Source organism: Pseudomonas borbori (genome assembly GCF_900115555.1).
Taxonomy (GTDB): Bacteria; Pseudomonadota; Gammaproteobacteria; order Pseudomonadales; family Pseudomonadaceae; genus Aquipseudomonas; species Aquipseudomonas borbori.
The window spans coordinates 21,849-48,317 of sequence record NZ_FOWX01000015.1 but is presented as its reverse complement, the minus strand read 5'-3'; the positions used below and the strand labels follow the sequence as shown (position 1 = coordinate 48,317).

At 65.0% G+C, this 26,469-nt stretch carries 22 protein-coding genes; 8 read left to right on the top strand and 14 right to left on the bottom strand.

Features of this window, described 5'->3' with window-relative positions; genetic code table 11:
• Positions 1-58 precede the first annotated feature (58 nt).
• Entirely contained in the window at positions 59-1,132 is a 1,074-nt protein-coding gene (gene queG / locus BM315_RS12900; protein WP_090501575.1) for a tRNA epoxyqueuosine(34) reductase QueG, read from the top strand.
• 9 nt (positions 1,133-1,141) lie between these two features.
• On the opposite strand, the gene orn is transcribed toward queG, so the two are convergent.
• Both orn and BM315_RS12890 read right to left on the bottom strand, forming a co-directional pair.
• Complete coding sequence (gene orn / locus BM315_RS12895) at positions 1,142-1,684, bottom strand: oligoribonuclease (RefSeq protein ID WP_090501573.1); 543 nt, start codon at positions 1,682-1,684, stop codon at positions 1,142-1,144.
• Between the two features lie 80 nt (positions 1,685-1,764).
• Entirely contained in the window at positions 1,765-2,553 is a 789-nt protein-coding gene (locus BM315_RS12890) for a class I SAM-dependent methyltransferase (RefSeq protein WP_090501571.1), read from the bottom strand.
• A 144-nt stretch (positions 2,554-2,697) separates the two neighbouring features.
• Between BM315_RS12890 and rsgA the strand changes: the two genes are divergently transcribed.
• Entirely contained in the window at positions 2,698-3,729 is a 1,032-nt protein-coding gene (rsgA, locus tag BM315_RS12885) for a small ribosomal subunit biogenesis GTPase RsgA (protein ID WP_090501569.1), read from the top strand.
• Positions 3,730-3,777: 48 nt separating this feature from the next.
• Here rsgA and motB read toward each other — a convergent pair whose 3' ends face one another.
• Both motB and motA read right to left on the bottom strand, forming a co-directional pair.
• On the bottom strand, positions 3,778-4,788 hold the full coding sequence (gene motB / locus BM315_RS12880) for a flagellar motor protein MotB (protein ID WP_090501567.1): 1,011 nt from the start codon (positions 4,786-4,788) through the stop codon (positions 3,778-3,780).
• A 6-nt stretch (positions 4,789-4,794) separates the two neighbouring features.
• Positions 4,795-5,646 carry a flagellar motor stator protein MotA gene (gene motA / locus BM315_RS12875; protein WP_090501565.1) on the bottom strand — a complete coding sequence of 284 codons (852 nt, stop codon included), beginning with the start codon at positions 5,644-5,646 and terminating at the stop codon, positions 4,795-4,797.
• Between the two features lie 119 nt (positions 5,647-5,765).
• Between motA and BM315_RS12870 the strand changes: the two genes are divergently transcribed.
• From BM315_RS12870 to BM315_RS12850, 5 genes are all read left to right on the top strand, one after another.
• Positions 5,766-7,289 carry an HDOD domain-containing protein gene (locus BM315_RS12870; protein ID WP_090501563.1) on the top strand — a complete coding sequence of 508 codons (1,524 nt, stop codon included), beginning with the start codon at positions 5,766-5,768 and terminating at the stop codon, positions 7,287-7,289.
• 63 nt (positions 7,290-7,352) lie between these two features.
• On the top strand, positions 7,353-8,168 hold the full coding sequence (locus BM315_RS12865) for a rhodanese-like domain-containing protein (protein WP_090501561.1): 816 nt from the start codon (positions 7,353-7,355) through the stop codon (positions 8,166-8,168).
• A gap of 51 nt (positions 8,169-8,219) precedes the next feature.
• Positions 8,220-9,083, top strand: coding sequence for an archaetidylserine decarboxylase (asd, locus tag BM315_RS12860; protein ID WP_090501559.1), 864 nt, complete (start codon positions 8,220-8,222; stop codon positions 9,081-9,083).
• A 128-nt stretch (positions 9,084-9,211) separates the two neighbouring features.
• Positions 9,212-11,023: a molecular chaperone gene (locus tag BM315_RS12855; RefSeq protein ID WP_090501557.1), complete on the top strand. Its 1,812-nt coding sequence runs from the start codon at positions 9,212-9,214 to the stop codon at positions 11,021-11,023.
• 63 nt (positions 11,024-11,086) lie between these two features.
• The gene (locus tag BM315_RS12850) at positions 11,087-13,156 is read left to right on the top strand and encodes an EAL domain-containing response regulator (protein ID WP_090501555.1); all 2,070 of its coding nucleotides are present in this window, start codon (positions 11,087-11,089) and stop codon (positions 13,154-13,156) included.
• Between the two features lie 145 nt (positions 13,157-13,301).
• Here BM315_RS12850 and serB read toward each other — a convergent pair whose 3' ends face one another.
• Positions 13,302-14,516, bottom strand: a complete 1,215-nt coding sequence (serB, locus tag BM315_RS12845; RefSeq protein WP_090501553.1) for a phosphoserine phosphatase SerB — start codon at positions 14,514-14,516, stop codon at positions 13,302-13,304.
• A gap of 173 nt (positions 14,517-14,689) precedes the next feature.
• Here serB and BM315_RS12840 point away from each other — a divergent pair, with 173 nt between their 5' ends.
• On the top strand, positions 14,690-16,195 hold the full coding sequence (locus BM315_RS12840; protein WP_090501551.1) for an AhpA/YtjB family protein: 1,506 nt from the start codon (positions 14,690-14,692) through the stop codon (positions 16,193-16,195).
• A gap of 329 nt (positions 16,196-16,524) precedes the next feature.
• Here the strand turns inward: BM315_RS12840 and BM315_RS12835 are convergent, their stop codons facing one another.
• The 9 genes from BM315_RS12835 to BM315_RS12795 are packed head-to-tail and all read right to left on the bottom strand — an operon-like array spanning position 16,525 to position 26,417.
• Positions 16,525-17,229, bottom strand: a complete 705-nt coding sequence (locus BM315_RS12835; RefSeq protein ID WP_090501549.1) for a PqiC family protein — start codon at positions 17,227-17,229, stop codon at positions 16,525-16,527.
• Between the two features lie 7 nt (positions 17,230-17,236).
• Entirely contained in the window at positions 17,237-18,190 is a 954-nt protein-coding gene (locus BM315_RS12830) for an MlaD family protein (RefSeq protein ID WP_090501546.1), read from the bottom strand.
• A complete protein-coding gene (locus tag BM315_RS12825) occupies positions 18,187-18,957 on the bottom strand; it encodes an ABC transporter ATP-binding protein (protein WP_090501544.1) in 771 nt (256 codons plus the stop codon). The genes BM315_RS12830 and BM315_RS12825 overlap by 4 nt, the downstream gene beginning before the upstream one ends.
• A gap of 1 nt (position 18,958) precedes the next feature.
• Positions 18,959-20,089 carry an MlaE family ABC transporter permease gene (locus BM315_RS12820; RefSeq protein WP_090501542.1) on the bottom strand — a complete coding sequence of 377 codons (1,131 nt, stop codon included), beginning with the start codon at positions 20,087-20,089 and terminating at the stop codon, positions 18,959-18,961.
• A gap of 23 nt (positions 20,090-20,112) precedes the next feature.
• On the bottom strand, positions 20,113-22,362 hold the full coding sequence (gene parC, locus BM315_RS12815; RefSeq protein WP_090501540.1) for a DNA topoisomerase IV subunit A: 2,250 nt from the start codon (positions 22,360-22,362) through the stop codon (positions 20,113-20,115).
• Between the two features lie 23 nt (positions 22,363-22,385).
• Positions 22,386-22,874: a retropepsin-like aspartic protease family protein gene (locus BM315_RS12810; protein WP_425287783.1), complete on the bottom strand. Its 489-nt coding sequence runs from the start codon at positions 22,872-22,874 to the stop codon at positions 22,386-22,388.
• Between the two features lie 35 nt (positions 22,875-22,909).
• Positions 22,910-23,893, bottom strand: a complete 984-nt coding sequence (locus tag BM315_RS12805; protein WP_090501536.1) for an esterase-like activity of phytase family protein — start codon at positions 23,891-23,893, stop codon at positions 22,910-22,912.
• Positions 23,893-25,782 (bottom strand): DNA topoisomerase IV subunit B, encoded by a 1,890-nt coding sequence (gene parE, locus BM315_RS12800; RefSeq protein ID WP_090501533.1) that lies wholly within the window; start codon positions 25,780-25,782, stop codon positions 23,893-23,895. The genes BM315_RS12805 and parE overlap by 1 nt, the downstream gene beginning before the upstream one ends.
• Before the next feature lie 14 nt (positions 25,783-25,796).
• Positions 25,797-26,417, bottom strand: a complete 621-nt coding sequence (locus BM315_RS12795) for a YqiA/YcfP family alpha/beta fold hydrolase (RefSeq protein WP_090501531.1) — start codon at positions 26,415-26,417, stop codon at positions 25,797-25,799.
• Between the last annotated feature and the right edge of the window lie 52 nt (positions 26,418-26,469).

Sequence of the window (26,469 nt, the reverse complement as noted above, 5' to 3'; positions counted from 1 at the left end):
CGTCGGCTCCGATGTCTGGCAGAATTATACCCACCTCCGCTCCGGTTACCCGCACCCTATGACAACTGTCGCACTCGATCTCGCCGCCCTCGCCCAGTCGATCAAGGAGTGGGGCCGCGAACTGGGCTTTCAGCAGGTCGGCATTGCCGGGCTGGACCTGAGCGAGCACGAGGCACACCTGCAACGCTGGCTGGACGCCGGTTACCAGGGCGAGATGGACTACATGGCCGCCCACGGCAGCAAGCGCTCGCACCCCGAACAACTGGTGCCCGGCACCTTGCGGGTGGTCTCGCTGCGCATGGACTACCTGCCCGGTGACACGCAGATGGCCCAGCGTCTGGGCGAACCGGAGAAAGCCTATGTATCGCGCTACGCCCTGGGCCGCGATTACCACAAGCTGATCCGCAAACGCCTGCAGCAACTGGCCGAGCGCATCCAGCAGCAGATCGGCCCGTTCGGCTACCGCGCCTTCGTCGACAGCGCACCGGTACTGGAAAAGGCCATCGCCAAACAGGCCGGCCTCGGCTGGATCGGCAAGCACACCCTGGTGCTCAACCGCGGCGCCGGCAGTTACTTCTTCCTTGGCGAGCTGTTCGTCGACCTACCGCTGCCGGTCGATGCGCCGCACGCCAGCGAACATTGCGGGCGCTGCAGCGCGTGCCTGGACATCTGCCCGACCGGGGCTTTCGTCGGCCCTTACGTGCTGGATGCGCGGCGCTGCATTTCCTACCTGACCATCGAACTGAAAGGCGCGATCCCCGAGGAGCTGCGTGCGCCGATCGGCAACCGCGTATTCGGCTGCGACGACTGCCAGCTGGTCTGCCCATGGAACCGTTTCGCCCGCCCCACCGAGCAGGGCGATTTCCAGCCGCGCCATCAACTGGACAACGCCGAGCTGGCCGCGCTGTTCCGCTGGAGCGAAGAGGAATTCTTGAGTCGCACCGAAGGCTCGCCACTGCGCCGCGCCGGCTACGAACGCTGGCTGCGCAACCTGGCCGTCGGCCTGGGCAATGCGCCCTCGAGCATCCCGGTGCTCGAGGCGCTGCAAGCCCGCCGCGAGCACCCCTCGGCACTGGTGCGCGAGCATGTCGAGTGGGCGCTGGCGCGCCACGCCGAGCGCGGCGCGTCCTGAAGCCCAGGTTCAAACCTTGATGAAGTGCTCGCGGTAGTACTGGAGTTCGGCGATGGACTCGCGAATATCGTCCAGCGCCTGGTGGCTGGCTTTTTTCTGGAACCCCTCCTTGAGTTTCGGCGCCCAGCGCTCGGCGAGGATCTTCAGGGTCGAGACATCCAGGTAGCGGTAGTGGAAATAGGCTTCCAGGTCCGGCATGTAGCGATAGAGGAAACGCCGATCCTGACCGATGCTGTTGCCGCAGATCGGCGACTGGCCCTTGGCCACCCACTGTTCGAGAAAGGCGATGGTCTGCGCCTCGGCCTCGGCCTGGCTGATCCTGCTCTCACGCACGCGCTTGACCAGGCCGCTCTCGCCATGGGTGCGGGTGTTCCATTCATCCATGCCGGCAAGCGCCTCGTCACTCTGATGCACCGCAATCACCGGGCCTTCGGCCAGGATATTGAGGTCGCTATCGGTAATGATCGTGGCCATTTCGATGATCACGTCCTTCTCCGGATCGAGTCCGGTCATTTCCAGGTCGATCCAGATCAGGTTCTGCGGGTTCTGCATGCTCTACTCCTCGGCTGATGCCGGCAGTTTAGCGATAAATCCACCATCGGGCCTGTCGAGCTTTACCCTGCTCCAGGCGATCACGCCCGACAGGCTCCCGGCATCCGCCATAACAACAGACGCGAGCGACGCCAGTCATGCAGCTCGACCTGCTGATCGGCCGGCACCCCGGGCACCTCGAAGCTGTTGCTGAGCAGCCAGGCACCGCCGGCCATTTGCGCCACAGCCTTGGCCCAGAGCGCCGCCATCGGCGCGGGCGAGAGAAAGCAATAGACCACATCGAACCGCGCCAGATCGGTGCGCCAGAGATTCTCGTAGCGAATCCGGCAGTTGTTCTGCGCCAGAGCGCGTAGCCAGGCGATGGCGAACGGCAAGGGCGCGGTTTCCACCCCGACGAACTGCGCCTGGGGAAAGCGCCGCGCCAGCCAGAGCAAGGTTCCCGCCGGGCCACAGCCGAGATCGACGAAACGAAAACCGGCTGGCTGCCGAACCAGCAACCCGGCCAGTTGCTGGCGACTGCGCACGCCGGTCAGATAAAGCGGCACCCGTTCGCCGAAACTGTTCCAGTTGCCCAGCAACAGCAGCAGGAAGCCGAGTAAAAACACCCAGGACGGCAGCGCCGCACCACTGAACAGCAGCAGCGCCGGGACAAACCCCAGGTTCAGCCACCACCACCATGACGCCAAACCGAGCCAGCGGCTGACACTCGCCGCCAGCAACCCCTGGAGCAAACCGGCGGCCAAGCCGCCGGGGCGCCAGCTCGAGAACTGCGCCGCCAGGACGATCGCCCCGCCCACCAGCAGCGCCGCGCACAGCTGCGCCAGCAACGCCAGCAGCGCCGGATAGCGATTGGCCACTCGCCCAATCATAGGTACACGCGTAACCATTTATCGCCTCGATCTGCCTGTCGCCACTGCGCCGCAGTCTAACCCGCAACGCAGCAGCGCGAGTCTGCATGTGCCGCGTGCTAGACTCGCGGGCGGATTTCACCGCAAGTCAACCTCGGAACTTTCATGGCCAAACGCCAACTCAACCGCCGGCAAAGCTGGCGCATCGACAAAATTCAGGGCGAACGCGCCGCCCGTGCGGCCAAGCGCGAGTCGCAGGCCGTGCAAACCCTGGAGGGCGGCGACCTCGGCCCGGAACAGCTCGGCCTGGTCATCGCCCACTTCGGCGTCCAGGTCGAAGTCGAAGCCACAGACGGCGAGCTGGCCGGCCAGGTGTTTCGCTGTCACCTGCGCGCCAACCTGCCGGCCATGGTCACCGGCGATCGCGTGGTCTGGCGTGCCGGCAACCAGGGCATCGGCGTCATAGTCGCGCAACTGCCACGCAAGACCGAGCTATGCCGCCCGGACACCCGCGGTCAGCTGAAGCCGGTGGCGGCCAACGTCGACCTGATCGTGATCGTCTTCGCCCCACTGCCCGAGCCCCACGCCAACCTGATCGACCGCTACCTGGTGGCCGCCGAACACGCCGGCATTCGTCCCTTGCTGCTGCTGAACAAGGCCGACCTGATCGACCAACAGAACGCCGTGGCGCTGAACGTCCTGCTCGGCGTCTATCGTCAGCTCGGCTACCCGGTGCTGGAAGTCTCGGCCCATCAGGGCGACGGCATGGAGCAGCTCAAGCGGCAGCTCGACGGCCACGTCAGCGTCTTCGTCGGCCAGTCCGGGGTTGGCAAGTCGTCGCTGGTCAACAGCCTGCTGCCAGGGGTGGACACCCGTGTCGGGCCGCTCTCTGAACTGACCGGCAAGGGCACCCACACCACCACCACCGCACGCCTGTTCCACTTCCCCGGCGGCGGCGAGCTGATCGACTCGCCGGGCATCCGCGAGTTCGGCCTGGTGCATGTCAGCCGCGCGGATGTCGAAGCGGGGTTCATCGAGTTCCACGAGCTGATCGGCCAGTGCCGCTTTCGCGACTGCAAGCATGACCGCGAGCCCGGCTGCGCCCTGCTCAAGGCCCTGGAAGACGGCCGCATCCAGCCACAGCGGATGGCCAGCTACCGGCACATCCTCGCCAGCCTGCCCGAAGCGGAGTACTGAAATAACCAGGCCGCGATCACTCGCGGCCTGGCACATGCAAGCCGCGACTCATTCGCTCGGCTGGTCGAACTGCAACAGTCCGTCCTCGAAAATGTTCAAGCGCTCGCGCACCTCATCCGGCTCGGCCGGCTCCGCGGCGGGCGGTTGCGGCACATCAGGCGCTGTAGCGCCGTCAGCCTCTGCGTCGACAGCGCCATCCTGCTCGCCCTCGATGGCGCGCTGGGCTTTTTTCGTCAACACGACTATGTCGATACGCCGGTTGACCGGGTTCAGCGGGTCGTCTCGATCGAACAACGCCGACGATGCATAGCCCACCACCCGAGCCACCTGCGCCTCGTCGTAACCACCGGCGATCAGGGTGCGCCGGGCGGCATTGGCCCGATTCGCCGAGAGTTCCCAGTTACCGAACTCGCCGTCACCGGCAAACGGCTTGGCATCGGTGTGGCCGCTGATGCTGATCTTGTTCGGCACCGCCTTGATGGTGTCGCTCAGGGCCAGCAGGATGTCCTCGAAATACGGCTGCAGGTGTGCACTGCCGCTAGCGAACATCGGCCGGTTCTCGGCGTCGATGATCTGGATGCGCAGGCCATCCTGGGTGATCTCGAACAGGATCTGATCCTTGAAACGCTGTAATTGCGGATTCTCCTCGACCTTGTTCTGCAGCTCCTGCAGCAACAGCTCGAGGCGTTCGCGCTCCAGCTCCTCGGCCATGCCTTCGGCCTGCGCGGGATCGGGCTGCGCCGGCTCGATCTCGACTTCCTCGCCTTCGGTTTGATCGTCGACCTGCTGATTGAGCGTGCGATCCGGCGCCGGAGTCGGCGAGCCGCCGAGATCGATGACGAAGGGACTGGCGCTTTCGGAGAAACCGATCGGATCCTTGAAGTAACCGGAGATCAACTTCTTCTGTTCGGGGGTAGCCACGGACATCAGCCACATCACCAGGAAGAACGCCATCATCGCCGTGGCGAAGTCGGCGAAGGCGATCTTCCAGGCCCCGCCATGGTGGCCAGCAGCGGTCTTCTTCACCCGCTTGACGATGATCGGCTGATTGTTATCCATTTTCCGTCAGTTTCCGCGCATCGCCTGCTCGAGCTCGGAGAAACTCGGGCGATGGGCCGGGTAGAGCACCTTGCGCGAGAACTCGACGGCCAGCGAGGGCGGCATGCCGGATGCCGAGGCGACCAGACCGGCCTTGATCGCTTCGAATACGTTGATCTCTTCCTTGGCGTCATGCTCCAGCGCCGCAGCCAGCGGACCGAAGAAACCGTAGGAAGCGAGAATACCGAGGAAGGTACCGACCAGCGCCGAGCCGACCTTGTAGCCAATCATGGCATTGTCGGCCTCGGCCAGGATCGACATGGTGATCACGATCCCCAACACTGCGGCGACGATGCCCATGGCCGGCATGCCATCGGCGACCTTGGCCACGGCATGCGAGGGATGCTCGAGTTCTTCCTTGAGACTGGCGATCTCCATGTCGAACAAGCCTTCCAGCTCATGCGGCGCCATGTTGCCGGAAGACATGATGCGCAGGTAATCGCAGATATAGGCCGTTATCCGCTGGTCCTTGAGGATGCCCGGATACTTGCTGAAGATCGGGCTGGCCTCAGGCTCCTCGATGTCGGCCTCGATGGCCATCATGCCTTCGCGCCGGCTCTTGTTGAGGATTTCGTAGACCAGCTTGAGCACGTCCAGGTAATAGGCGTGGCTGAAGCGCGAACTGAACATGCTCAAGGACTTCTTGAACACGCGCATGAACATGCTGCCCGGGTTGGCCTGCAGAAAAGCCCCCAACGCGGCACCGCCGATGATCAAGACTTCAAATGGATGTACCAGCGCCATGAACTGACCGCCGGACAGCATGAACCCGCCGAGCACGCTAGCAATTACAACGATGATGCCAATGATTTTTGCCATAGAGAGGAAACTTGCCGGAGCCTGGAGTGAGGGTTATGCAAAACAACCCTTCTATTTATCGGAACTTATGCGCGAGACTATAGCCAGTTAAGTCTAAAAGCCAGCATGGCTAAGCACCGATGCCTATCTCCAAACCCCTACCGCGCACCCTCGAAGACTGGCTCGAACGGCTGGAGAAACAGCTGCTGCCGGTACCGGTCGAAAACCACCTGACTGTCTGTCGCGCCCTGTCCGACAACCGCCGCTCACTGCGTGAAATAGCCGACTTGATGCAGGCCAGCCCGGCCCTGGCCTTGAGCGTGCTGCGGGAGGCCAATCGCCAGGCCGGCAGTTTCAGCACCCCTGCCGAAAGCCTGGAAAGCGCGCTCAGCCGACTGGGCTTGCAGCGCACCCTGGAGCTGGTGAAACGCCAACCCGCTCGCCCGCTCGAGGAAATCCCCCTGGCCCTGCGGCAGATCCAATTGATCAGCCAACACGCCGCGCAGCAAGCCAGCGGTTTGTTCAGCGCGCGCCTGGCGCGGCTCTGGCAGGAGATCCACTGGGGCAGCCTGTTGTTTCTCGCGCCTATCTGGTCGTTGCTGGCGGCCCATCCCGAGCTGTTCGAGCAATGGGAGCAACGCGTACTGGCCCGCGCCGAACCGGCCGCCAAGGTCGAGCAGGAACTGCTCGGCGTGCCCCTGCTCGCCCTGTGTCTGGCCTTGGCCGAACGCTGGCGCCTGCCCGACTGGGTGATCCAGGGCTACCGCCTGCTGGTTGCCGACCGCCGCCAACTGGTCAAGGCGCTGCACATCGCCCGCGACAATCAACACCCGCTGCACCAGCAGCAAATGCTCGATGCCGATATTCCTCTGCGGCGCTGGCTGACCCAGCCTGCCAACAGCATCCTGCTGGCCAACGGCCTGGCACTGTCTGCCCACCACGCCTGGAACAGCCCGCACAGCCTGCGCTGGCAGCATCTGACCGGGCTCTACTTGCAGCTGCCGCTGAGCGATGTGCAGCAACAGATTCACCAGCACGCGGCGCAGGGCGCCCGCCAGCAAGCCACCACAGAACTCTGGCACCCCGCCCAGGCGTTGCTCTGGCCCTGGGATGCTCGGCGCCTGCAACACAACGCCCCCGCTCCAGCAGCGAAGACAGCGCCGGCAGACAATGGCTGGCGCCAACATTGCGCGCAGTTGCTCGCCCAGCCGAGTGCGTTCCACAACCTCGACCAGCTCACCAGCAGCATCACTCAAGCCCTGCAAGCCTGCGGCATGTCGCGGGTACTGCTGCTGCTGGCCGACCGCAGCCACAGCCGCCTGCGGGCCCAGCAACAGACCGGCCTGAACAAGTCAGCCAATACCCTCATCATCGACCCACAGCACAGCCAGGTGCTGCGGCGCCTGCTCCAGGCACCGGCACAGCTGCGCCTGACACCGGCCAATATCGCGCAATTCTCGGCCCTGCTGCCCGGCTCGCTGAAAGCGCTATTCCCCAGCGAACACCTGCTGATCCGCTCACTGGCCAGCAACGGCCGCGTGGCGATGGTCATCGTCGTCGACCAGTCCGGCACCGTACTCAACGACAGCAGCGTGCAAGTCTTCGGTAAAACCGTGCAATGCATTCAGCGCGCCCTGGACAGTTTTGCCAAACGTGAACGCTAGGCTTTCCGCTACAATCCGTCCTTTTATTCACCTTGTCACAACTTGCCATCAAAGAGGCCCAGCATGACTGCCTTCGCTGCGTTGCCATTGGTTATCGAACCGGTCGAACTCGCCGAGCGCCTGGCCGCGCCCGAACTGATTCTGGTCGACCTGACCAGCGCTGCGCGCTACGCCGCCGGCCACATTCCCGGCGCACGCTTCGTCGACCCCAAACGCACCCAGCTGGGCCAGCCACCGGCTCCCGGTCTGCTGCCGGAACAGGCACAGCTCGAACAGCTGTTCGCCGAACTGGGCCATAACCCGGACGCCGTCTACGTGGTCTACGACGACGAGGGCGGCGGCTGGGCCGGGCGCTTCATCTGGTTGCTGGACGTGATCGGCCACAAGCACTACCACTACCTCGACGGCGGTCTGCAGGCCTGGCTGGCCGAGGATCGCCCGCTGAGCAGCGAGCAGCCCGCCGCATGCACCGGCACACTCGAGCTGACGCTCGACAACGGCCCGACAGCCAGCCGCGAATACCTGCAACGCCGCCTGGGCGCCGCCGACCTGGCGATCTGGGATGCCCGCTCACCCGCCGAGTACAACGGCGAAAAGGCCTTGGCCGCCAAAGCCGGACACATTCCTGGCGCCGTCAACCTCGAGTGGACGGCCGCCATGGATCCGACCCGCGCCTTGCGCATTCGCCGGGACATGCCCACGCTGCTCGCCAGCCTCGGCATCAGCCCGGACAAGGAAATCATCACCCACTGCCAGACCCACCACCGCTCCGGCTTCACCTACCTGGTGGCCAAGGCGCTCGGCTATCCGCGGGTCAAGGCCTACGCCGGCTCATGGGGCGAGTGGGGCAACCATCCCGACACCCCGGTCGAACGCTGAGCCCGCGAAGTAGCCGCCACCTGCATGCCGTCGAACCCCCAAGGAACATTCATGAAAGACCGCCTGTTCATCCTCAGCCAGTACCTGCTGCCGCACCACCTGCTGTCGCGCCTGATCGGCTGCGCGGCCGAATGCCGCGCAGCCTGGTTCAAGAATCGCCTGATCGGCTGGTTCGCCAAGCGCTACCAGGTCGACATGAGCGAAGCGCAGATCCAGGACCCGAGCGCCTTCGAGCATTTCAACGCGTTCTTCACCCGCGCCCTGAAAGAGGGCGCACGCCCGCTCGACACCACCCCGGGCGCGATCCTCAGCCCAGCCGACGGCGCCGTCAGCCAACTGGGCAAGATCGAGCACGGCCGGATATTCCAGGCCAAGGGCCAGAGTTTCAGCGCGCTCGAACTGCTCGGTGGCGACAGTGATCGCGCCAGCCCGTTCATGGGCGGCGAATTCGCGACCATTTACCTGTCGCCCAAGGACTACCACCGCGTGCACATGCCGCTGGCCGGCACCCTGCGGGAAATGGTCTATGTGCCGGGCCGGCTGTTCTCGGTCAACCAGACCACCGCGGAAAATGTCCCGGAGCTGTTCGCCCGCAACGAGCGGGTCGTCTGCCTGTTCGACACCGAGCGCGGGCCGATGGCCGTAGTGCTGGTCGGCGCGATGATCGTCGCCTCGATCGAAACCGTCTGGGCCGGCCTGGTCACGCCACCCAAGCGCCAGCTGAAAAGCGTCCGCTATGACGAGGCGACGCGCGCGCCCATCACCCTGGACCAGGGCGCGGAGCTGGGTCGCTTCAAGCTGGGGTCGACGGCCATCGTCTTGTTCGGCCCGGACCAGGTGAGCTGGGCGCAAACCCTGGGCGCCAACAGCAGCGTGCGCATGGGTCAAAGCATCGGCAATAGCCAGGCCGGCTAATCCGGATAGCGCCCGAGCAGCCTGGCGATGTCAGGCTGCACCCCCTGCCAGATACTGCTAAAGTTCGCCACATCGATTTTCAAGAGACTGACTCGGCCGAGCTCCGGGCGTTGGAGTATCCAAGCCAGATGGATAAACAGAGTTCCCACCTACTGCTCCGGATCCCCACACCGCAAAAGTCTGTCCTGTCTTTCTGCGATGCCAGCCCGCGCGATCTCAAGCGCTGGATCGCCAACCTGCCGAAAGCCAATATCGGAGAAACCGCCCGCCAGCTATACCAGGCCCTGGTCGAGCTCAACCAGTTGCGCACCGCGGCGGATAACCGCCTGCAGTTACTGGAGTTACTGCGCCCGGAGATCTACTTCGTCTGCAAACACCTGGAGCGCCACTTCCTCAACCAGGCGATAGTCCTCGATGAACGCCCGCGCAAAATTGCCAATCTCTGCCAGGCCCTGCAGAACCATCTGGCCGTCGGCTACAAACTGATCGTTGCCAACCTCGCCCCGCAAAACAATGGCGAGCGCAATCCACTCCTGAGCGTCGCCCTGCAGCGCGCCACCCATAGCCTGTGCGGCCCCCTGATTCGCTCCAGCCAATTGTACTGCCCGGTGCCGGAAGGCCTCTGGCTGGAGCTGCACCAGCTCTACCAGATAGCCCGCGAGCGGCGCCTGCACAGACTCGCGATCCGCGATCCGCTGGCCCGCCACACGCAGAGCCTGAGCACCGAGCAGAGCTACGTGGTGGCCTTGCTGCTCGGCTGCGCCCGCTGCAACCAGATGCGCCAGAACGGCATCGCACGTCTCGCCGAAGTCCTCGAACCCTGGAGTGCGCTGGTCCACCTGCAAGCCGGCGATGCGCCCTCAAGCCTGTTCGCGGTGGCCCCGCAAGTGGATGGCCCGCCGCGCTACAGCTCACTGTTTCAGGACAAGGGACTGCACAACGCACTGGGCATCGACCCCCATCCACTGGTCGATGCGATTCAGGAGTACCTGTTGCTGCCTGCGGAAAATACCCGCCAGTCGCGCCTGCTGGTACCCGAAGGGTTCAGTCTGGACATGCTGCAACACCTCGCCGCGGCCTGGGGCGACATCTCCGAACGGACCTTCAATCGCACCCACGGCCAGGGCGCCCTGACCCTGTGCATCGGCATGAGTGCCCTGCATTTTTTCCTGGCCGGCGAGCGCTCCTTCAACGAGATCCTGCAACTGGCGAGCGAGCCCCAGGCAGCGGTGTTCAACCCCGACACCGATAGCGGCACTGCGGATGTCTGGTCGAAAGCCTTCGACACCCACAAGAGCAACAGCTGGAGCAGTGGCATGCTCCTGGAGGAAATCGAGTACAGCAAACCCTCGAACCAAGCCATTCAGGCCGAACCCGCCGACACCGAGAGCTACCCGACCTTCGTCCTGCCGATCGTCAACCACAGCCCGGGCGGTTACTGCCTGTCCTGGCCCAAAGAGGTGCCCAGCCAACTGCAAGCCGGTGAGCTGCTCGGCGTGCAGGACTCGCCGGAACAGGGCTGGAGCGTTGCCGTGGTGCGCTGGATTCGTCAGGTTCGCGGCGGCGGCACCCAGATGGGCATCGAATTGATCGCCCCGCATGCACAGGCTTGCGGCCTGCAACTGCTGCGCAAGGCCGAACACAACAGCCAATACCTGCGCGCCCTGCTGCTGCCGGAAATCAGTGCGATCTCCCGCCCCGCCACCCTGATCACACCACGCCTGCCCTTCCAGGAAGGCAACAAGGTAATGATCAACCGCAATGGCACCGAACGCCGAGCCGTACTGAGCCATCGACAAACCAGCACCGGCAGCTTCAATCAATTCGAATACTGCAGTGTCGAACAGAACGCCAGCGATACCAGGAAACCCGTCACAGCCCATGACAACCACCGCGCAGGCGGGGAGGAAGACTTTGACTCGTTATGGAAGTCGCTGTAGATTGCCGGCACAGCAGCTTTTGTCACCTTTTCACGCCCGTTCGCCGCAGATTTGACTCCTGATATGGCCATCGAAAAAAAAACCATTCGACTGCTGATTCTCGAAGACTCGCAGAACGAGGCCGAGCGTCTCGTCAGCCTGTTCCGCAACGCCGGCCGCGCCACGCGCGTGCATCGCCTGATCTCCAGCGAAGACCTGAGCGAGGCCCTGCAGCACAGCTGGGATTTGTTGATCTGCGCCCCCAGCAGCGAACACCTCGAGCCAGGCGAGGCAATCAACGCGATTCGCCGCCAGGCCAAAGATATCCCCGTTATCCAGCTGCTCGCCGACAATGACTCCGACAGCATCACCGAGGCCTTGGCCCTGGGGGCCCAGGATGCGCTGCCGCAAGGCGAAGACGAGCGCCTGGTGCTGGTGGCCAAACGCGAACTGGCCAACCTCGAGGAACGCCGCGCCCGGCGTGCCGCCGAAGTAGCCCTGCGCGAGACAGAAAAGCGCTGCCAGTTGCTGCTCGACAGTTCGGTCGATGCGATCGCCTACGTGCATGACGGCATGCACATCTACGCCAACCGCGCCTACCTCGAACTCTTCGCCTATCAGGATGGCGATGAGCTGGAAGGCATGCCGATGATCGACCTGATCGCCAGCGCCGACCAGAGCAGCTTCAAGGACTTCCTGAAAAACTACCAGAGCGCCGAAGGCAACGCCGAACTGGCCTGCTCCGGCGTCCAGGCCGACGGCCAGAGCTTCCCGGTGCGTATGAGCTTCTCACCGGCCAACTATGACGGCGAACCCTGCATCCAGGTGGTGATCCACGCAGAAAGCGGCAACGCCGAACTGGAAGAGAAGCTGCGCGAAATCAGCAGCCAGGATCTGGTCACCGGCCTGTACAACCGCACTCATTTCCTCGGCCTGATGGATGCTGCCGCCGAGCGCGCGGTGAATGCCGGCCAGCCGGCCAGCCTGGCCTATATCCGCATCGACCGTTATGCCAGCCTGCTGGCAGAGGTCGGCCTGGCGGGGATCGACCTGCTGCTCGCCGACCTGGCCAACCTGCTGCGCGGCCACTTCACCCCCGAGGCACAGCTGGCACGCTTTGGCGACGATGTATTCACCGTCCTGCAACCCGGAAAGACCCCGGAGCAAACAGAAGCCGGCCTGGCCGGCCTGATGAAAAAGGTCGAAAGCAACCTGTTCGACGTCAACGGCCGCACGGCACAGAGCACCCTGTCGATTGGCGTCGCCGGCCTCAACGAAAAAACCCCGAAAGCCCAGGAAGTGGTCGACCGCGCCCAGCGCTGCGCCGACGAACTCGACCAGGGCAATGCGCTCAAGCTGTTCAACCCCGGCGATGAGCTGGCCGCGGCCGCCAACCGCGGCAACATAGTCGCCATGGTCCAGCAGGCATTGGAGCACAACAGCTTCCGCCTGCTGTTCCAGCCGATCATCAGCCTGCGCGGCGACAGCCATGAATACTACGAAGTCTTGCTGCGCCTGCTCAGCCCGCAAGGCGAAGAGGTCCCGCCGCACGAGTTTCTCAACGCCGCCAAAGAGGCCGGCCTGGGTGAGAAAATCGACCGCTGGGTGATCCTCAACTCGATCAAGCTGCTCGCCGACCACCGCAACAAGGGCCACAACACTCACCTGTTCGTCCACCTGTCGAGCGCCAGCCTGCAGGATCAGACCCTGCTGCCGTGGCTCAGCGTGGCCTTGAAGGCGGCACGCCTGCCCTCGGACGCGCTGGCCTTCCAGTTCAGCGAACCGGACGCCATCGCCTACCTCAAGCAGGCCAAGGCGCTGACCCAAGGCTTGAACGAACTGCACTGCAAGGTGGCGCTCAGCCAGTTCGGCTGCGCAATCAACCCCTTCAACACCCTCAAACACCTGCACATCGACTTCGTCAAGATCGACGGCTCCTTCTCCCAGGACCTGGCCACCCCGGACAGCCAGGAGGCGCTGAAAGCCCTGCTGGCCAGCCTACACGCCCAGGCCAAGTTGACCATAGTGCCCTTTATCGAGAGCGCCAGCGTGCTGGCCACGCTCTGGCAGGCCGGGGTCAATTACATCCAGGGTTACTACCTGCAAGGCCCCAGCCAGTCGATGGACTACGACTTCTCGGCGGGCGACGAATAGTGCGAGTGAGGGATGAGGGATGAGGGATGAGGGATGAGGGATGAGGGATGAGGGATCGTGCCCCGCCATCGAGGCTGACACACCCTCATTGTTCCTCCCCCATTCCGCTCAAGCCCTAGCCGAGCCAGCGCGCCTTATCGGCTTATCACTCCAGGCCATCGCGATCGCGGAAGCCCAGCAGATAGAGGATGCCATCCAGGCCCAGGGTCGAGATGGCCTGCTTGGCCGACTGTTTGACCAGCGGCTTGGCCCGGAAGGCCACGCCCAGGCCGGCAATGGCCAGCATTGGCAGGTCGTTGGCGCCGTCGCCGACGGCGATGGTCTGCTCCAGGCGCAACCCCTGTTTTTCCGCCAGCTCGCGCAACAGGTCGGCCTTGCGCTGGGCGTCGACGATCGGTTCGACCGCCACGCCGGTGACCAGGCCGTCGACGATCTGCAGTTCGTTGGCGAAGACGTAGTCGATACCCAGTTTGGCCTGCAGCTGCCTGGCGAAGTAGCTGAAGCCGCCGGACAGGATCGCGGTCTTGTAGCCGAGGCGGTGCAGCTCGCTGAACAGCGTCTCGGCGCCCTCGGTCAGGCGCAGCGAGGCGCCGATGTCGCTCAGCACGCTTTCCGGCAAGCCCTTGAGCAGGGCCAGACGCTCCCTGAAGCTGGCGGCGAAATCCAGCTCGCCGCGCATGGCCCGCTCGGTGATCGCCGATACCTGCTCGCCAACCCCGGCAGCCTTGGCCAGCTCGTCGATCACCTCGGCCTCGATCAGCGTCGAATCCATGTCGAACACCGCCAGGCGGCGATTGCGCCGAAACAGCGAATCGCGCTGGAAGGCGATATCGACGTTGAGCTCCTGCGCCACGCTGAGGAACTCGGCGCGCAAGGCCGCCTGATCGGCCGGCTCGCCACGCACGGAAAACTCGATGCAACCCTTGCCCTGCTCGGCCGGCATATCCAGAGGCATGCGCCCGGACAGGCGATCGATATGGTCGATGTTCAGGCCGTACTTGGCGGTAATGGCGCTGACCCGTTGCAATTGCTCGGCCGTCACCTTGCGGGTCAGCAGGGTCACGATATGCCGCGCCTTGCCCTGACCGTCGACCCACTGCTGGTAATCCGCCTCGGACACCGGGGTGAAGCGCACCTGCTGGTCGAGCTTGTAGGCGGCGAACAGCAGATCCTTGAGCACCGAGGAGCCCTGTTCGGTAGGCGGAATCTCAACCAGAATGCCGAAGGACAGGGTGTCGTGGATCACCGCCTGGCCGATATCGAGGATATTCACCCCGCCTTGGGCCAGCACACCGGTAATTGCGGCAGTCAGACCGGGACGGTCTTCGCCGGTAATATTGATCAGGACGATTTCGCGCAAGGCGCACCCTCCGGGGCTCGGTTAATGGTCAACAGGCTGCTGGCAGAGCAAGCTTGCGGAAAAGCCGCCCATTCTACCCATTTTCGCGGCCATACGGACACGCGCGGCGCTTTGCCCTATGCAGAGCGGTCGCTATACTGCGCGACACCTACTGTCGATAAGAGCCGAGCTCTGTGAACCGGCCCGCCCCCGTCAAGCCCGATAATTTCTTCCTGCTGCTGTTCCAGGCCCTGCGTCAACGCCGCGTGCCCCTGGCCTTGCGCATCGCCAGCCATAGCCTGTTGCTCGTGGCTCTGGCGCTGGTGATCTATGCCTGGGTGATCGGCATGCAGTTCAAACATGCGATGGAACAGCAGGCCGAAGCCCTGGGCACCAGCCTGATCACCCAGACGGCCTCCTCGGCCACCGAGCTGCTGGTGTCCAATGACATCCTCAGCCTCAGCGTGCTGCTGAACAACCTGGTGAAAAACCCGCTGGTGGCTCACGCCGCGATTTACAGCGTGGATAACCGCGTGCTCGCCGAAGCGGGTGCGCGCCCGAGCAAGACCATGCTGGGCGAGACCGAAGGCCTGTACTCGACTCCGATTGCCTTTCAGGAGGTGATCGCCGGCCAATTACGCATCAGCCTGGACATGCGCCAGTTTCAGCAACCGATGACCATCAGCCTGCAGAGCATGGGCATCCTCAGCCTGATTCTGCTGGCACTGGCCTTGTCCCTGAGCATGCGCCTGGGCCGGCATATCTCCACCCCGCTGCTGCAACTGCGCGTCTGGTTACGCGACCCGGACGATCCGGCGCCCGGCGCCGGCCGTCAGGACGAAATCGGCGACCTGGCACGTCAACTGCAAATGCGCCTGGTCCCGGAAAAACCCGAGCCCGAGTCTGAGCCCGAGGATTTTCATGACGAGGAGGCCGACCAGCACGAGTTCGACGATGACGACGGCGAACCGGCCTTCGAGGTGCGCGACCTGCACGATGAGCGCTTTGACGACAGCAACCAGGCTGGCCATGACCGCCCACGCGACCCGTCGAACGATGACGACCCCTTCGCCGATCTGCGCGACCACGGCGATGAACCGGCAGCGATTCCCACGCTTACCGTCAACGCCCCGCAACAGAGCGCCGTGCTGGCCATCCAACTGGGCGCCCAGGAGCAGCTCCGACGCTTGCCGCGCGCACGCCTGATGGATCTGCTGCAACGTTATCGCGATTGCCTGAACCAGGCCTCGGCGCTCTATCGAGGCGAACTGCACACCCTCAACGACGGCAGCAGCCTGATGCTGTTCCATCACCAGGACAGCGGTGAGGACTACCTGACCCATGCCATCTGCTGCGGCGAACTGATGCGTGCGCTCGGCCATGCCCTGCAGATAGAGGTGGCCGACAGCGGCATCACCCTGCAACTGCAACTGGGCCTGACCCAGGGCGAAGAGCTGCTCGATTTGAGCCAGGGCGACCTGCTGCTCAGCGAGACCGCCCAGGATGCCCTAGCCCTCTCCCAGCACAGCCGCAACCTGCTGCTGCTCGAACGGCGGGTGGGTGACGATGCGCTGGTACGCCAGCGCGCGCGCATTCGCACTATCGCCAGCCCGGAAGGCGCCTGCTGCGTGGAGCGCCTGCTGGAGCCTTACCCATCATTGCTCGAGCGCCAGCTGGCGCACATGCACGAACACCGCTAAAAAGCCGAAAAGCCGAAGAATCACAAAAACGCCTAGGGCGGGGCGGGGCGCGCAGGTTAGCCGCATGCAGCCATTAGCCGACATCACGCCACAGGGGACGCGGCGCAACGCGGTCGATCGCTTGATGGGTTACGCGCCGCGTCACGATCGCGCTCGGGTGATCTGCCAGCGTACCGCGCCGCTAACCCAGCCTACGAAGCCGGCCCGTAGCCCGGATGCAATCCGGGGACTCGTATTGGCCAAGCCACCGCGCCCCGGATTGCATCCAGGCTACACGCTGACCGACTGTCGGACCTCGATTGCACGAAAACCCGACAGGCTGCTGGCGCCTAGAAGCGGAACACTTCCGTTTGTGTGGCCGGCTCAAGTACCGGAACCGGCGGACTCTTGACCGGCGGCTTGGGCGGTGCGCTGACCACCGGCTTGCGCGCAGGTGCGGCCTCGGCAACCGGCATGGCCTTGATTGCGCTAGCCAACTCGCCAGCCAATTGCTGCAACAGCTGGCTCTGCGCACGCACTTGCTCGGTCACAGTGCCGCCGTGTTCGGCCTGCAGGCGCACAACTCGGCTGCCTCGCTGCGCCCCGGCGGCATCGAGCAGGCGCCATTGCGCTTCGAGCACCGCGGGCTGCTGCACGCCCGAATCCAGTCGGCTGATGTTCAGCACCACCTGAACCTCAGTGGCGAAACCGACGCGATCGGGATACAGCGCGACGCGGCTGGTATCGAGTTGCCCGGCCAGTTGGCGCAACAGCAGTTGACCGACATCGTCCTGCAGGCTGCCGGCCCAGCGGGTCTGCTGGCTGAGCGAGAGGCTGTCGTCGAGCTCACGCTGCACCAGATTTTCGCGCAACAGGTAGTCCGCCAGCTTCAACGGGCCGAGCAGTAACGCCGGCCCTTTATCGTCCTGCGGCAGTTCAGGCCTGCCTTGTTCGAGCTGATAGAACTGCGCCGGTGGTTGCAGCACTGCACAGCCCTGCAGGGTCAAAGCCGCGAGAAGCAACAACAACGGCGGCGAGAAGTGCAACGATCTCATCAAAACATTACCTTGATTTGCCAAATATAAGTGATTGGGGCTGCTGGTCGAGCCCTTCCATCGTGCGCTGCAGCGCTTTTCCAGCCTGACCGAGCTCCTGCAGGGCTCGCAACATCTCGTACTGTACCTCGGATTCCGGGCCGAGGCTGCGACGACCTTCAACCGCCAGCTGGTTGACCTGCTGCAAGGCCTGCGCGGCGTTCTGCGCCGCGCGGCGAATTTCGCCCACGGCATCACGCAGGTCAATACTGCTCTGCTGCACATTATCCATGATCGGCGGCAGTTGCTGTTCCAGACGTCCACTCAGACGGTCGAGTTTGCCCAGCAACTGACTCATGTTCAACAGACCCTGCTGCAGTTCCGCGGAACTGGTCAGTTTTTCCAGGGCTTGCAGGGTCTGCGTGGCTGAGGTGACCATCTCCTGCAACGGCAATTCACGCAGGCTGCCAGCCAACTCACGCAGCACATCGGCAACCTCATCGATACGCGAGGGCACGCTGGGGATGGTCGGCAGATCCAGTTCGTGCCGCGTGCGCACATAGCCGGCCTGTTCCGGAAACATATCCAGCGCGACTATCGCCTTGCCGGTCAACAGACTGGGCGTCTGCAACTGGGCCCGCAGACCACGCTCGACCAGTTGACCGATGAACTGGTCGAAGCCGCGGGAGCCGGCCTGCTGCTGCCCCGGGTTATTGATGCGCAGCACCACCGGCATGACCACATCCTTGAGTTCGCGATCGTAGGACAGGCGAATCTCGCGCACCATGCCAACCTTGACCCCGCGGTAGGTGACGTCGGCACCGACATCCAGGCCGTCCAGGGCGCCGGTAAAATACACCACGTACTCGCTGGGCTGGCTGAACCAGCTGTCGCGCGACAGCAGCAGCAGACCCGCGGCCAGCAGGGCCAGGCCGCCGAGCAGAAAGGCGCCGATGATAAAGGGTTTGCGCGCTTCGCTCATGCCGTCTCCATTGGGTGAGCCGTTTCGCCCCGCCGCAGAAAGCGCTGCACCTGCTCCGGCCCATCGGCCAGCAATTCCTGCAGGGTGCCCAGGGCGATCTGGGTGCGGCTCTGATTGTCGAGGAACAGACAGGTATCGGCCACCGCCTGGATGCTCGGCAGTTCATGGGTCACCAGTACGATGCTCGAGCCCAGGCTATCACGCAACTGCAGGATCAATTCGTCCAGGGACTGTGAACTGATCGGATCGAGGCCGGCCGAAGGCTCGTCGAGAAACAACACCTGCGGATCGAGTGCCAGCGCCCGGGCCAGGGCGGCGCGCTTGCGCATGCCGCCGGACAGCTCGGACGGATACAGCTCGTCGCAGCCGGCCAGACCGACCAGCGCCAGCTTCAACGCCGCCAGCTCGACCCGTTCGGCCGGCTGCAGGTGCCGGCGGTAGGCCGCCAGCGGTAGGCAGATATTCTCGCGCAGGGTCATCGCCCCCCACAGGGCGCCATTCTGGTAGAGCACGCCGAACTGCTGCTGCAAGGCGGCGCGCCTGTCCTCATCCACCGCCCAGAAATCCTCGCCATGCAACAGCACCCGCCCGGCCAGCGGTGCCTGCAGACCGATCAGATGGCGCAGCAGGGTGCTTTTGCCGCAACCGCTGCCGCCCATGATGACGAACACCTCGCCACGGCGGATGGCGAAATTGAGGTCGTGCTGGATTACCAGATTGCCGTAGCCGGCACTCAGCTCCTCGGCGACCAGCACCGCCTCGCGCATCTCAGACCCCCAGCCGGGTGCAGATCAGGGTGATCAGCGCATCGCTGACCACCAGCGCCACTATGATGCTGACCACCGCCCGGGTGGTCGCCTGGCCCACCGCCTGGGCGTTGCGCCCGCAGGCCAGGCCGTAGTGACAACCGATCAGGCCGATCAGCACGGCGAACACCAGGCTCTTGCCGATCCCCACCAGGAAATCGCTGAGGCTGAGCATCTCCAGACTCTGCTTGAGGTAGAGCTGCGCGGAAATATCGAACAGGCCGGAGCCGATGATGAAACCGCCGAGGATACCGAGGGCGTCGGCGAACACGCAGAGCAGCGGCATGCTCACCAGCAACGCCAGCACGCGCGGCAGGACGAGGAACTCCAGCGGCGGGAAGCCGAAGGTCTTCAGCGCATCGATCTCCTCGTTGGCCTGCATGCTGCCCAGCTCCGCCGCATAGGCCGCGCCGGTGCGCCCGGCCATGATCACCGCGGTCATCAGCGCGCCCATCTCGCGGGTCATGCCGATGGCCACCATGTTGGCGATATACAGCTGGGCACCGAAGGCCTGCAGCTGGGCGGCGCCGACGAATGCCAGGATCAGGCCGACCAGAATGGCGATCAGCGCCACTATCGGCAGCGCGCCCGGCCCGCACTGTTGCAGGGCCAGCCAGAAATCACCGCGGCGCATGCGCCCGCGGCCGCGCAGCTGACGGCCCAACGCCAGCACCAGCTCACCAAGAAAACGGCAGGTCTGAGCGACACTGGCCAGCACGCCGAGCAACAGCAGGCCCAGGCGAGCAACCGGACCATACGCCGGAACCGGCGCCTCCAGGGCCTGGGTGGACGGCTTGGCCGCCATCTGCAGCAACCGCTCGACACCGTCCGGCAAGCCGTGCCAGAGCAGCTCCACGTCCTGCGCCATGGCCAGGCGCTGCAGGCGGCGCAGCAGTGCCAGCAGACTGCTGTCCCAGGCCGCCACGGCGACCTCCACCTGCACCTGCGCGGGCAGTTGCCGCTGGCTGTACCAGATAGCTTCGAGGTCGGGCTTGGCCACTTGCAGCAGCCAGGCGCCGTCCACCCGCAGGCGCGCTGGCTGGCCATCCGCTACCGACCAGTGCAGCCCTGCGCCCTGCTCGCCCTCAACCATCCCAGCCTCCGTCGGTTAGCCCGCTACTCCACCAGCAGCGCATCGACCCGCTGGAAACCACGCGGCAGCTTGTTGCCGCGCCGCCCCCGTTCACCCTTGTAGTGCTCCAGGTCATCCGCCTTGAGCGACAGGGTACGCTTGCCGGCCTGCAACACCAAGGTCGCCCCGCCCGGCAACACCACCAGGTCGGTGAGGTATTCCTCGCGGCTGGCGACCCGCTCGCCGGGGATGCCGATGATCTTGTTGCCCTTGCCCTTGCCCAGTTGCGGCAAGTCGCGCACCGGGAACAGCAGCAACCGGCCCTCGGTGGTCACGGCGGCCAGCCAGTCCTGCTCACGACTGTGCAACGGCTTGGGCGCCAGCACCCTGGCGCCTGGCGGCAGGCTGAGCAGCGCCTTGCCGGCCTTGTTCTTGGTCTGCAGGTCCTCGCCCTTGACCACGAAGCCGTAGCCGGCATCCGAGGCGATCACGAAGAGGGCGCTGTCGTCCGGCAGCAGCACACACTCGAAGGTCGCCCCCGGTGGCGGGGTCAGGCGCCCGGTCAGCGGCTCGCCCTGGCCGCGCGCCGACGGCAGCGAATGGGCCGCCAGGGAGTAGCTCCTGCCGGTCGAGTCGATAAACACCGCGTACTGGTTCGAGCGGCCCGGCGCGGCGGTCTTGAAGCCGTCGCCGGCCTTGTACGACAGGCCCGTGGCGTCGAGCTCATGGCCCTTGCCGCAGCGCACCCAGCCCTTCTCCGAGATCACCACGGTGACCGGCTCGGTGGGCACCAGCTCGGTTTCCGACAGGGCCTTGGCCTCGGCGCGGGCGACGATCGGCGAACGGCGCTCGTCGCCATATTTCTCGGCATCGTCGAGGATTTCCTGGCGTACCAGCTTCTTCAGCTTGGCTTCGCTGCCGAGCAGGCTCAGCAACTTGGCGCGCTCCTTGGCCAGGGCCTCCTGTTCGCCGCGGATCTGCATCTCTTCCAGCCGCGCCAGCTGGCGCAGGCGGGTTTCCAGGATGTATTCGGCCTGGATATCGGTGAGACCGAAACGTTCCATCAGCACCGGCTTGGGCTGATCCTCGGTGCGGATGATATGAATCACTTCATCCAGGTTGAGGAAGGCGATCAGGCGGCCTTCCAGCAGGTGCAGGCGGTGCTCGACCTTGTCCAGGCGGAACTGCAGGCGCCGCCGCACCGTGCCCACGCGGTACTGCAGCCACTCGGTCAGTAGGCTGCGCAGGTTCTTCACCTGCGGCTTGCCGTCCAGGCCGATGACGTTGCTGTTGACCCGGTAGCTCGATTCCAGCTCGGTGGTGGCGAACAGGTGCTGCATCAACTCATCGGCATCGACCCGGTTGGAACGCGGGATGATGACGATGCGGCAGGGGTGTTCGTGGTCCGACTCGTCGCGCAGGTCGGCGACCATGGGCAGCTTCTTGGCCTGCATCTGCGCGGCGATCTGCTCCAGCACCTTGGCCCCGGAGACCTGGTGCGGCAGCGCGGTGACCACGATGTCGCCATCCTCGACGCGGTACACGGCGCGCATGCGCACCGAGCCGCGACCGGTTTCGTAGATCTTCAGCAAGTCCGCACGCGGGGTGATGACCTCCGCCTCGGTCGGATAATCCGGGCCGAGTACGTGCTCGCAGAGCTGCTCGACCGTGGCGTCCGGCTGATCGAGCAGGCGCACGCAGGCCGCGGCCACTTCGCGCAGGTTGTGCGGCGGCACGTCGGTGGCCATGCCCACGGCGATGCCGGTGGTGCCGTTGAGCAGCAGATTCGGCAGGCGCGCCGGCAGGGTCGCCGGCTCGTTGAGGGTGCCGTCGAAGTTCGGCACCCAGTCCACGGTGCCCTGGCCCAGTTCGCTCAGCAGCACCTCGGCGTAGCGCGACAGCCGGGCTTCGGTGTAGCGCATGGCGGCGAACGACTTGGGATCGTCCGGTGCACCCCAGTTGCCCTGGCCATCGACCAGGGTGTAGCGGTAGCTGAACGGCTGGGCCATCAGCACCATGGCTTCGTAGCAGGCCGAGTCGCCGTGCGGGTGGAACTTGCCGAGCACGTCGCCGACGGTACGCGCCGACTTCTTGTGCTTGGAGTCGGCGTCCAGGCCCAGCTCGCTCATGGCATAGACGATGCGCCGCTGCACCGGCTTGAGACCGTCGCCGATATGCGGCAGGGCGCGATCCATGATCACGTACATCGAATAATTGAGATAAGCCTGCTCGGTGAAGTCGGCAAGGGAACGGCGTTCGACACCGTCCAGGCTCAAATCGAGGGGTTCGCTCATGCGTGCCTCATTGATCAGAAAATTTAGTCAAGCGAAGTGGTCTGGCGCAGCACCAGGGTGCCGTCGCGCTGGGTAAATTCGAGTTGTTTCAGGGCGCTCATGCCGAGCAGCACCTCGTCGCCGTCCATCCCCGGGGTGATCAGGGCGGCCACGTCGTGCAGCTGGATCTCGCCGAGCTGCAGGCTGGTCAGCCGGGTCCGGTAGCCGACCACGGTGCCATTGGCGGTACGGATCTGCACCGGCGCACCGCGCTGCAGGCCGAGGGATTCGGCCAGGGCGGCAGGTACGGCGACGGCGGTGGCGCCGGTATCGAGCAGCAGGGTCACGCTGGCGCCGTTGATCCGGCCGCCCAGCAGGTAATGGCCGCCGCGGCTGCTCAGCAGGCGCACCTCGATATAGCCATCGCCCTGCACCGACTGCGGCGCCTGGTTGGGGTTGTTGCGCCGTTCCTCCCAGTTGCCGAAGAAGTGCGTGGCCAGCAGCAACGCGGCGCCCCAGGCCAGCACCAACATGACCCGGCCGATCCGCCGCCCCGGAGCTGGCGTGCTCACCGGCTACGCCCCCAGCCGCCCTCGGGCGCGGCGAAACGCCAGACGACCGGGCGTTGCTCGCCATCGGCACGGGTATGCCGGCCATTGTCGCTACCGATCCAGGCGCCCTGCTCATCGACCCACAGCGCCTCGGCCAGACCAAAGGGCGGCGGATAACGCCGGGCATCGGTCAAGGCCTCGGCGGCGAACGACCAGCAGCGCTCGACCGCGCCATCGCTCGGCTTGCGCCGACAGATGCGATGCGCCTGACGTTCGAGGGTGAAGAGCTTTTCCTTGTAAAAGGCCAGTCCGGCGAAGTCCCGAGACTGCATCTCGCCGCCCAGCTGCGGCGCCGATGGCTCGCTGCCGCCTTCGTTCATCAGCACGCAACTGCCACTGCAGCGCCAGCTCGAACCCTGCTTGTGCAGCACCAGCAGGCCGCGGCGTCGGCGTTCGGCCGCCAGCCACAGGCGCTCGCCGGCGGGATCGATGGCCACGCCCTCGAGCAGCGCATTGAAGTGCCAGAGCATGCCGCTGGCCCGCGCCTGGCGCACCATGCCATCGGGCAGCGCCAGCCATTGCGGCGCCCCCGCGGGAGGGATCTGCAACACGGCGGCGCGCGCCTCGCTGACCAGATAGCGATTGCCGACGGCATCGCAGGACAGACCTTCGAAATCCAGCTTACCGCCACGCACCAGGCCGGTGACCCAGGTGCGCATGCGCAAGCCCCAGGGCAGCAGGGTCGAGGACAGGGGCGGGGCGACGAAGTGTTCGGCCTCGGCCTGCCAGACGCTGTCGCCGGCAGCCAGGCGGTACAAGCGGTCATCCTCACGATCGGAAACGGCCCAGAGTGCCTCGCCGCACCAGGCCAGGCCGGACAGGTTGCCGGCGGCGATACCTTCGATCGGATGCTCGCTGACCAGGCTCAGCTCCTCCAGAGCCTGGGGCTCGGCCAGGACCGGGGCGGCGACCAGCAACAGGGCGACAGCCAGTCGCCGCATCAAAGCAGCACCTCGGCCAGGTCGCCCTTGGACTCCAGCCAGGACTTGCGGTCGCCGGCGCGCTTCTTCGCCAGCAGCATGTCCATGAGTTCCTGGGTACCCGGATAATCCGCCAGGGTCAGCTGGACCAGGCGCCGGGTGTTGGGGTCCATGGTGGTTTCGCGCAGCTGCGGCGGGTTCATCTCGCCAAGCCCTTTGAAGCGGGTGACCTGCGGCTTGCCGCGGCGCTTCTCGGCGATCAGGCGGTCGAGGATGCCGTCGCGCTCGGCGTCGTCCAGGGCATAGAAGATCTCCTTGCCCAGGTCGATGCGGTACAGCGGCGGCATGGCCACGTAAATGTGTCCGGCATCCACCAGCGGACGGAAATGCTGGACGAACAGCGCGCAGAGCAGGGTGGCGATGTGCAGACCGTCGGAGTCGGCGTCGGCGAGGATGCAGATCTTGCCGTAGCGCAGCTGGGCCAGGTCGTTGGAACCGGGGTCGATGCCGATGGCCACGGCGATGTTGTGCACTTCCTGGGAGGCCAGCACTTCGCCGACATCCACCTCCCAGGTATTGAGGATCTTGCCGCGCAACGGCAGGATCGCCTGGAACTCCTTGTCGCGCGCCTGCTTGGCGCTGCCGCCGGCGGAATCGCCCTCGACCAGGAACAGCTCGGAGCGCAGCGGGTCCTGCCCCGCGCAGTCGGCCAGCTTGCCGGGCAGCGCCGGACCCTGGGTGATGCGTTTGCGCTCGACCTTCTTGCCGGCCTTGAGGCGGCGGTTGGCGTTGCTGATCGCCAGCTCGGCGAGCTGCTGGCCCAGCTCCGGGTTGGCGTTGAGCCACAGGCTGAAGGCGTCCTTGACCACCCCGGAGACGAAGGCCGCGGCCTCGCGCGAGGACAGGCGCTCCTTGGTCTGGCCGGAGAACTGCGCGTCCTGCATCTTGGTCGAGAGGACGAAGGCGATGCGCTCCCAGATGTCTTCCGGCGCCAGCTTGACCCCGCGCGGCAGCAGGCTGCGGAACTCGCAGAACTCGCGCATGGCGTCCAGCAGGCCCTGGCGCAGGCCGTTGACATGGGTGCCGCCCTGGGCCGTGGGGATCAGGTTGACGTAGCTTTCCTGCACCGTATCGCCACCCTCCGGCAGCCACAGCAGCGCCCAGTCGACCGCCTCCTTGTTACCGCTGAGGCTGCCGCAGAACGGCTCGAGCGGCAGGCGTTCGAATTCGCTGACCGCATCCACCAGGTAGGAGCGCAGCCCCTCCTCGTACAGCCACTCGACCCGCTCGCCACTGGCCTTGTCCTCGAAGCTGACGTGCAATCCCGGACAGAGCACGGCCTTGGCCTTGAGCACATGCTTGAGGCGACTGACCGAGTACTTGGGCGAATCGAAATACTTGCTATCCGCCCAGAAATGCACACTGGTGCCGGTGTTGCGCTTGCCGACCGTGCCGATCACCTGCAGGTCGCTGGCCTTGAAGCCGTCGGCGAAGGTCATCCGGTATTCGTTGCCATCGCGCTTGACCCGCACCTCGACGCGGGTCGACAGGGCGTTGACCACGGAAATGCCGACGCCGTGCAAACCGCCGGAGAACTGGTAGTTCTTGTTGCTGAACTTGCCGCCGGCGTGCAGCTTGGTGAGGATCAGCTCGACCCCCGAGACGCCCTCCTCGGGGTGAATATCCACCGGCATGCCGCGACCGTCGTCGATGACTTCCAGGGAGTTGTCCTCGTGGAGGATCACCTGGATCGAGCTGGCATGGCCGGCCAGGGCCTCGTCGACGCTGTTGTCGATGACTTCCTGGGCCAGGTGGTTGGGGCGGCTGGTGTCGGTGTACATGCCCGGGCGCTTGCGCACCGGATCCAGGCCGGAAAGGACTTCGATGGCGTCTGCGTTGTAACTGGCCATGGGCTCTCTGGTCGTTATTGAAGGTCGGAAAAGTCGCTATCGCGCCACAGTTGCGGCGCAATACCGGCGAAGGCGAAGAGCGCGGGCAAGCGCGCGGCAAAGCCCTGAAAACCATGATCGCCACCGGCCTGGATACGCAGCGCGCAAGCGCGGTAATAGGCTTGGGCATCGCGGTAATCGAGAGTTTCGTCGGCGGTCTGCAACCACACCTGGTAACGCGCGGGATCTTGCGGCGGCGGCACCTCCAGCTCGGCCAGGGCCCGCACATGATCGGCCGTCAGTTCCCAGGTTTCACCGCTGTAATAGTTGTGTTGCGGCCCCAGGTAGCCATCGAAACGCAGATGCGGACGCACTGCCGGATTGATCAATAGCGCGCACAAACCATGGCGCTCGGCCAGGTGGGTCGCATAGTAGCCGCCCAGGGAGCTGCCGACCAGCACGGGCCGGCCAAGCTCGGCGATCAGTGCCTCGAGCTGGGCAATGGCCCGGCGCGGATGATGGTCCAGGGCCGGCACCCGCAGCTGCGCCGCCAGCCCCATGCGCGTCATGGCACGCGACAACTGGCTGGCCTTGAGCGAAGCGGGCGAGCTGTTGAGGCCGTGGAGATAGAGGATGTTTGCGCTGTTTGCAGTCATTAGGCTGAAGGCTAAAGTCCAAAGGCCGAACGTTACCAGCTTTGCGCCTCCG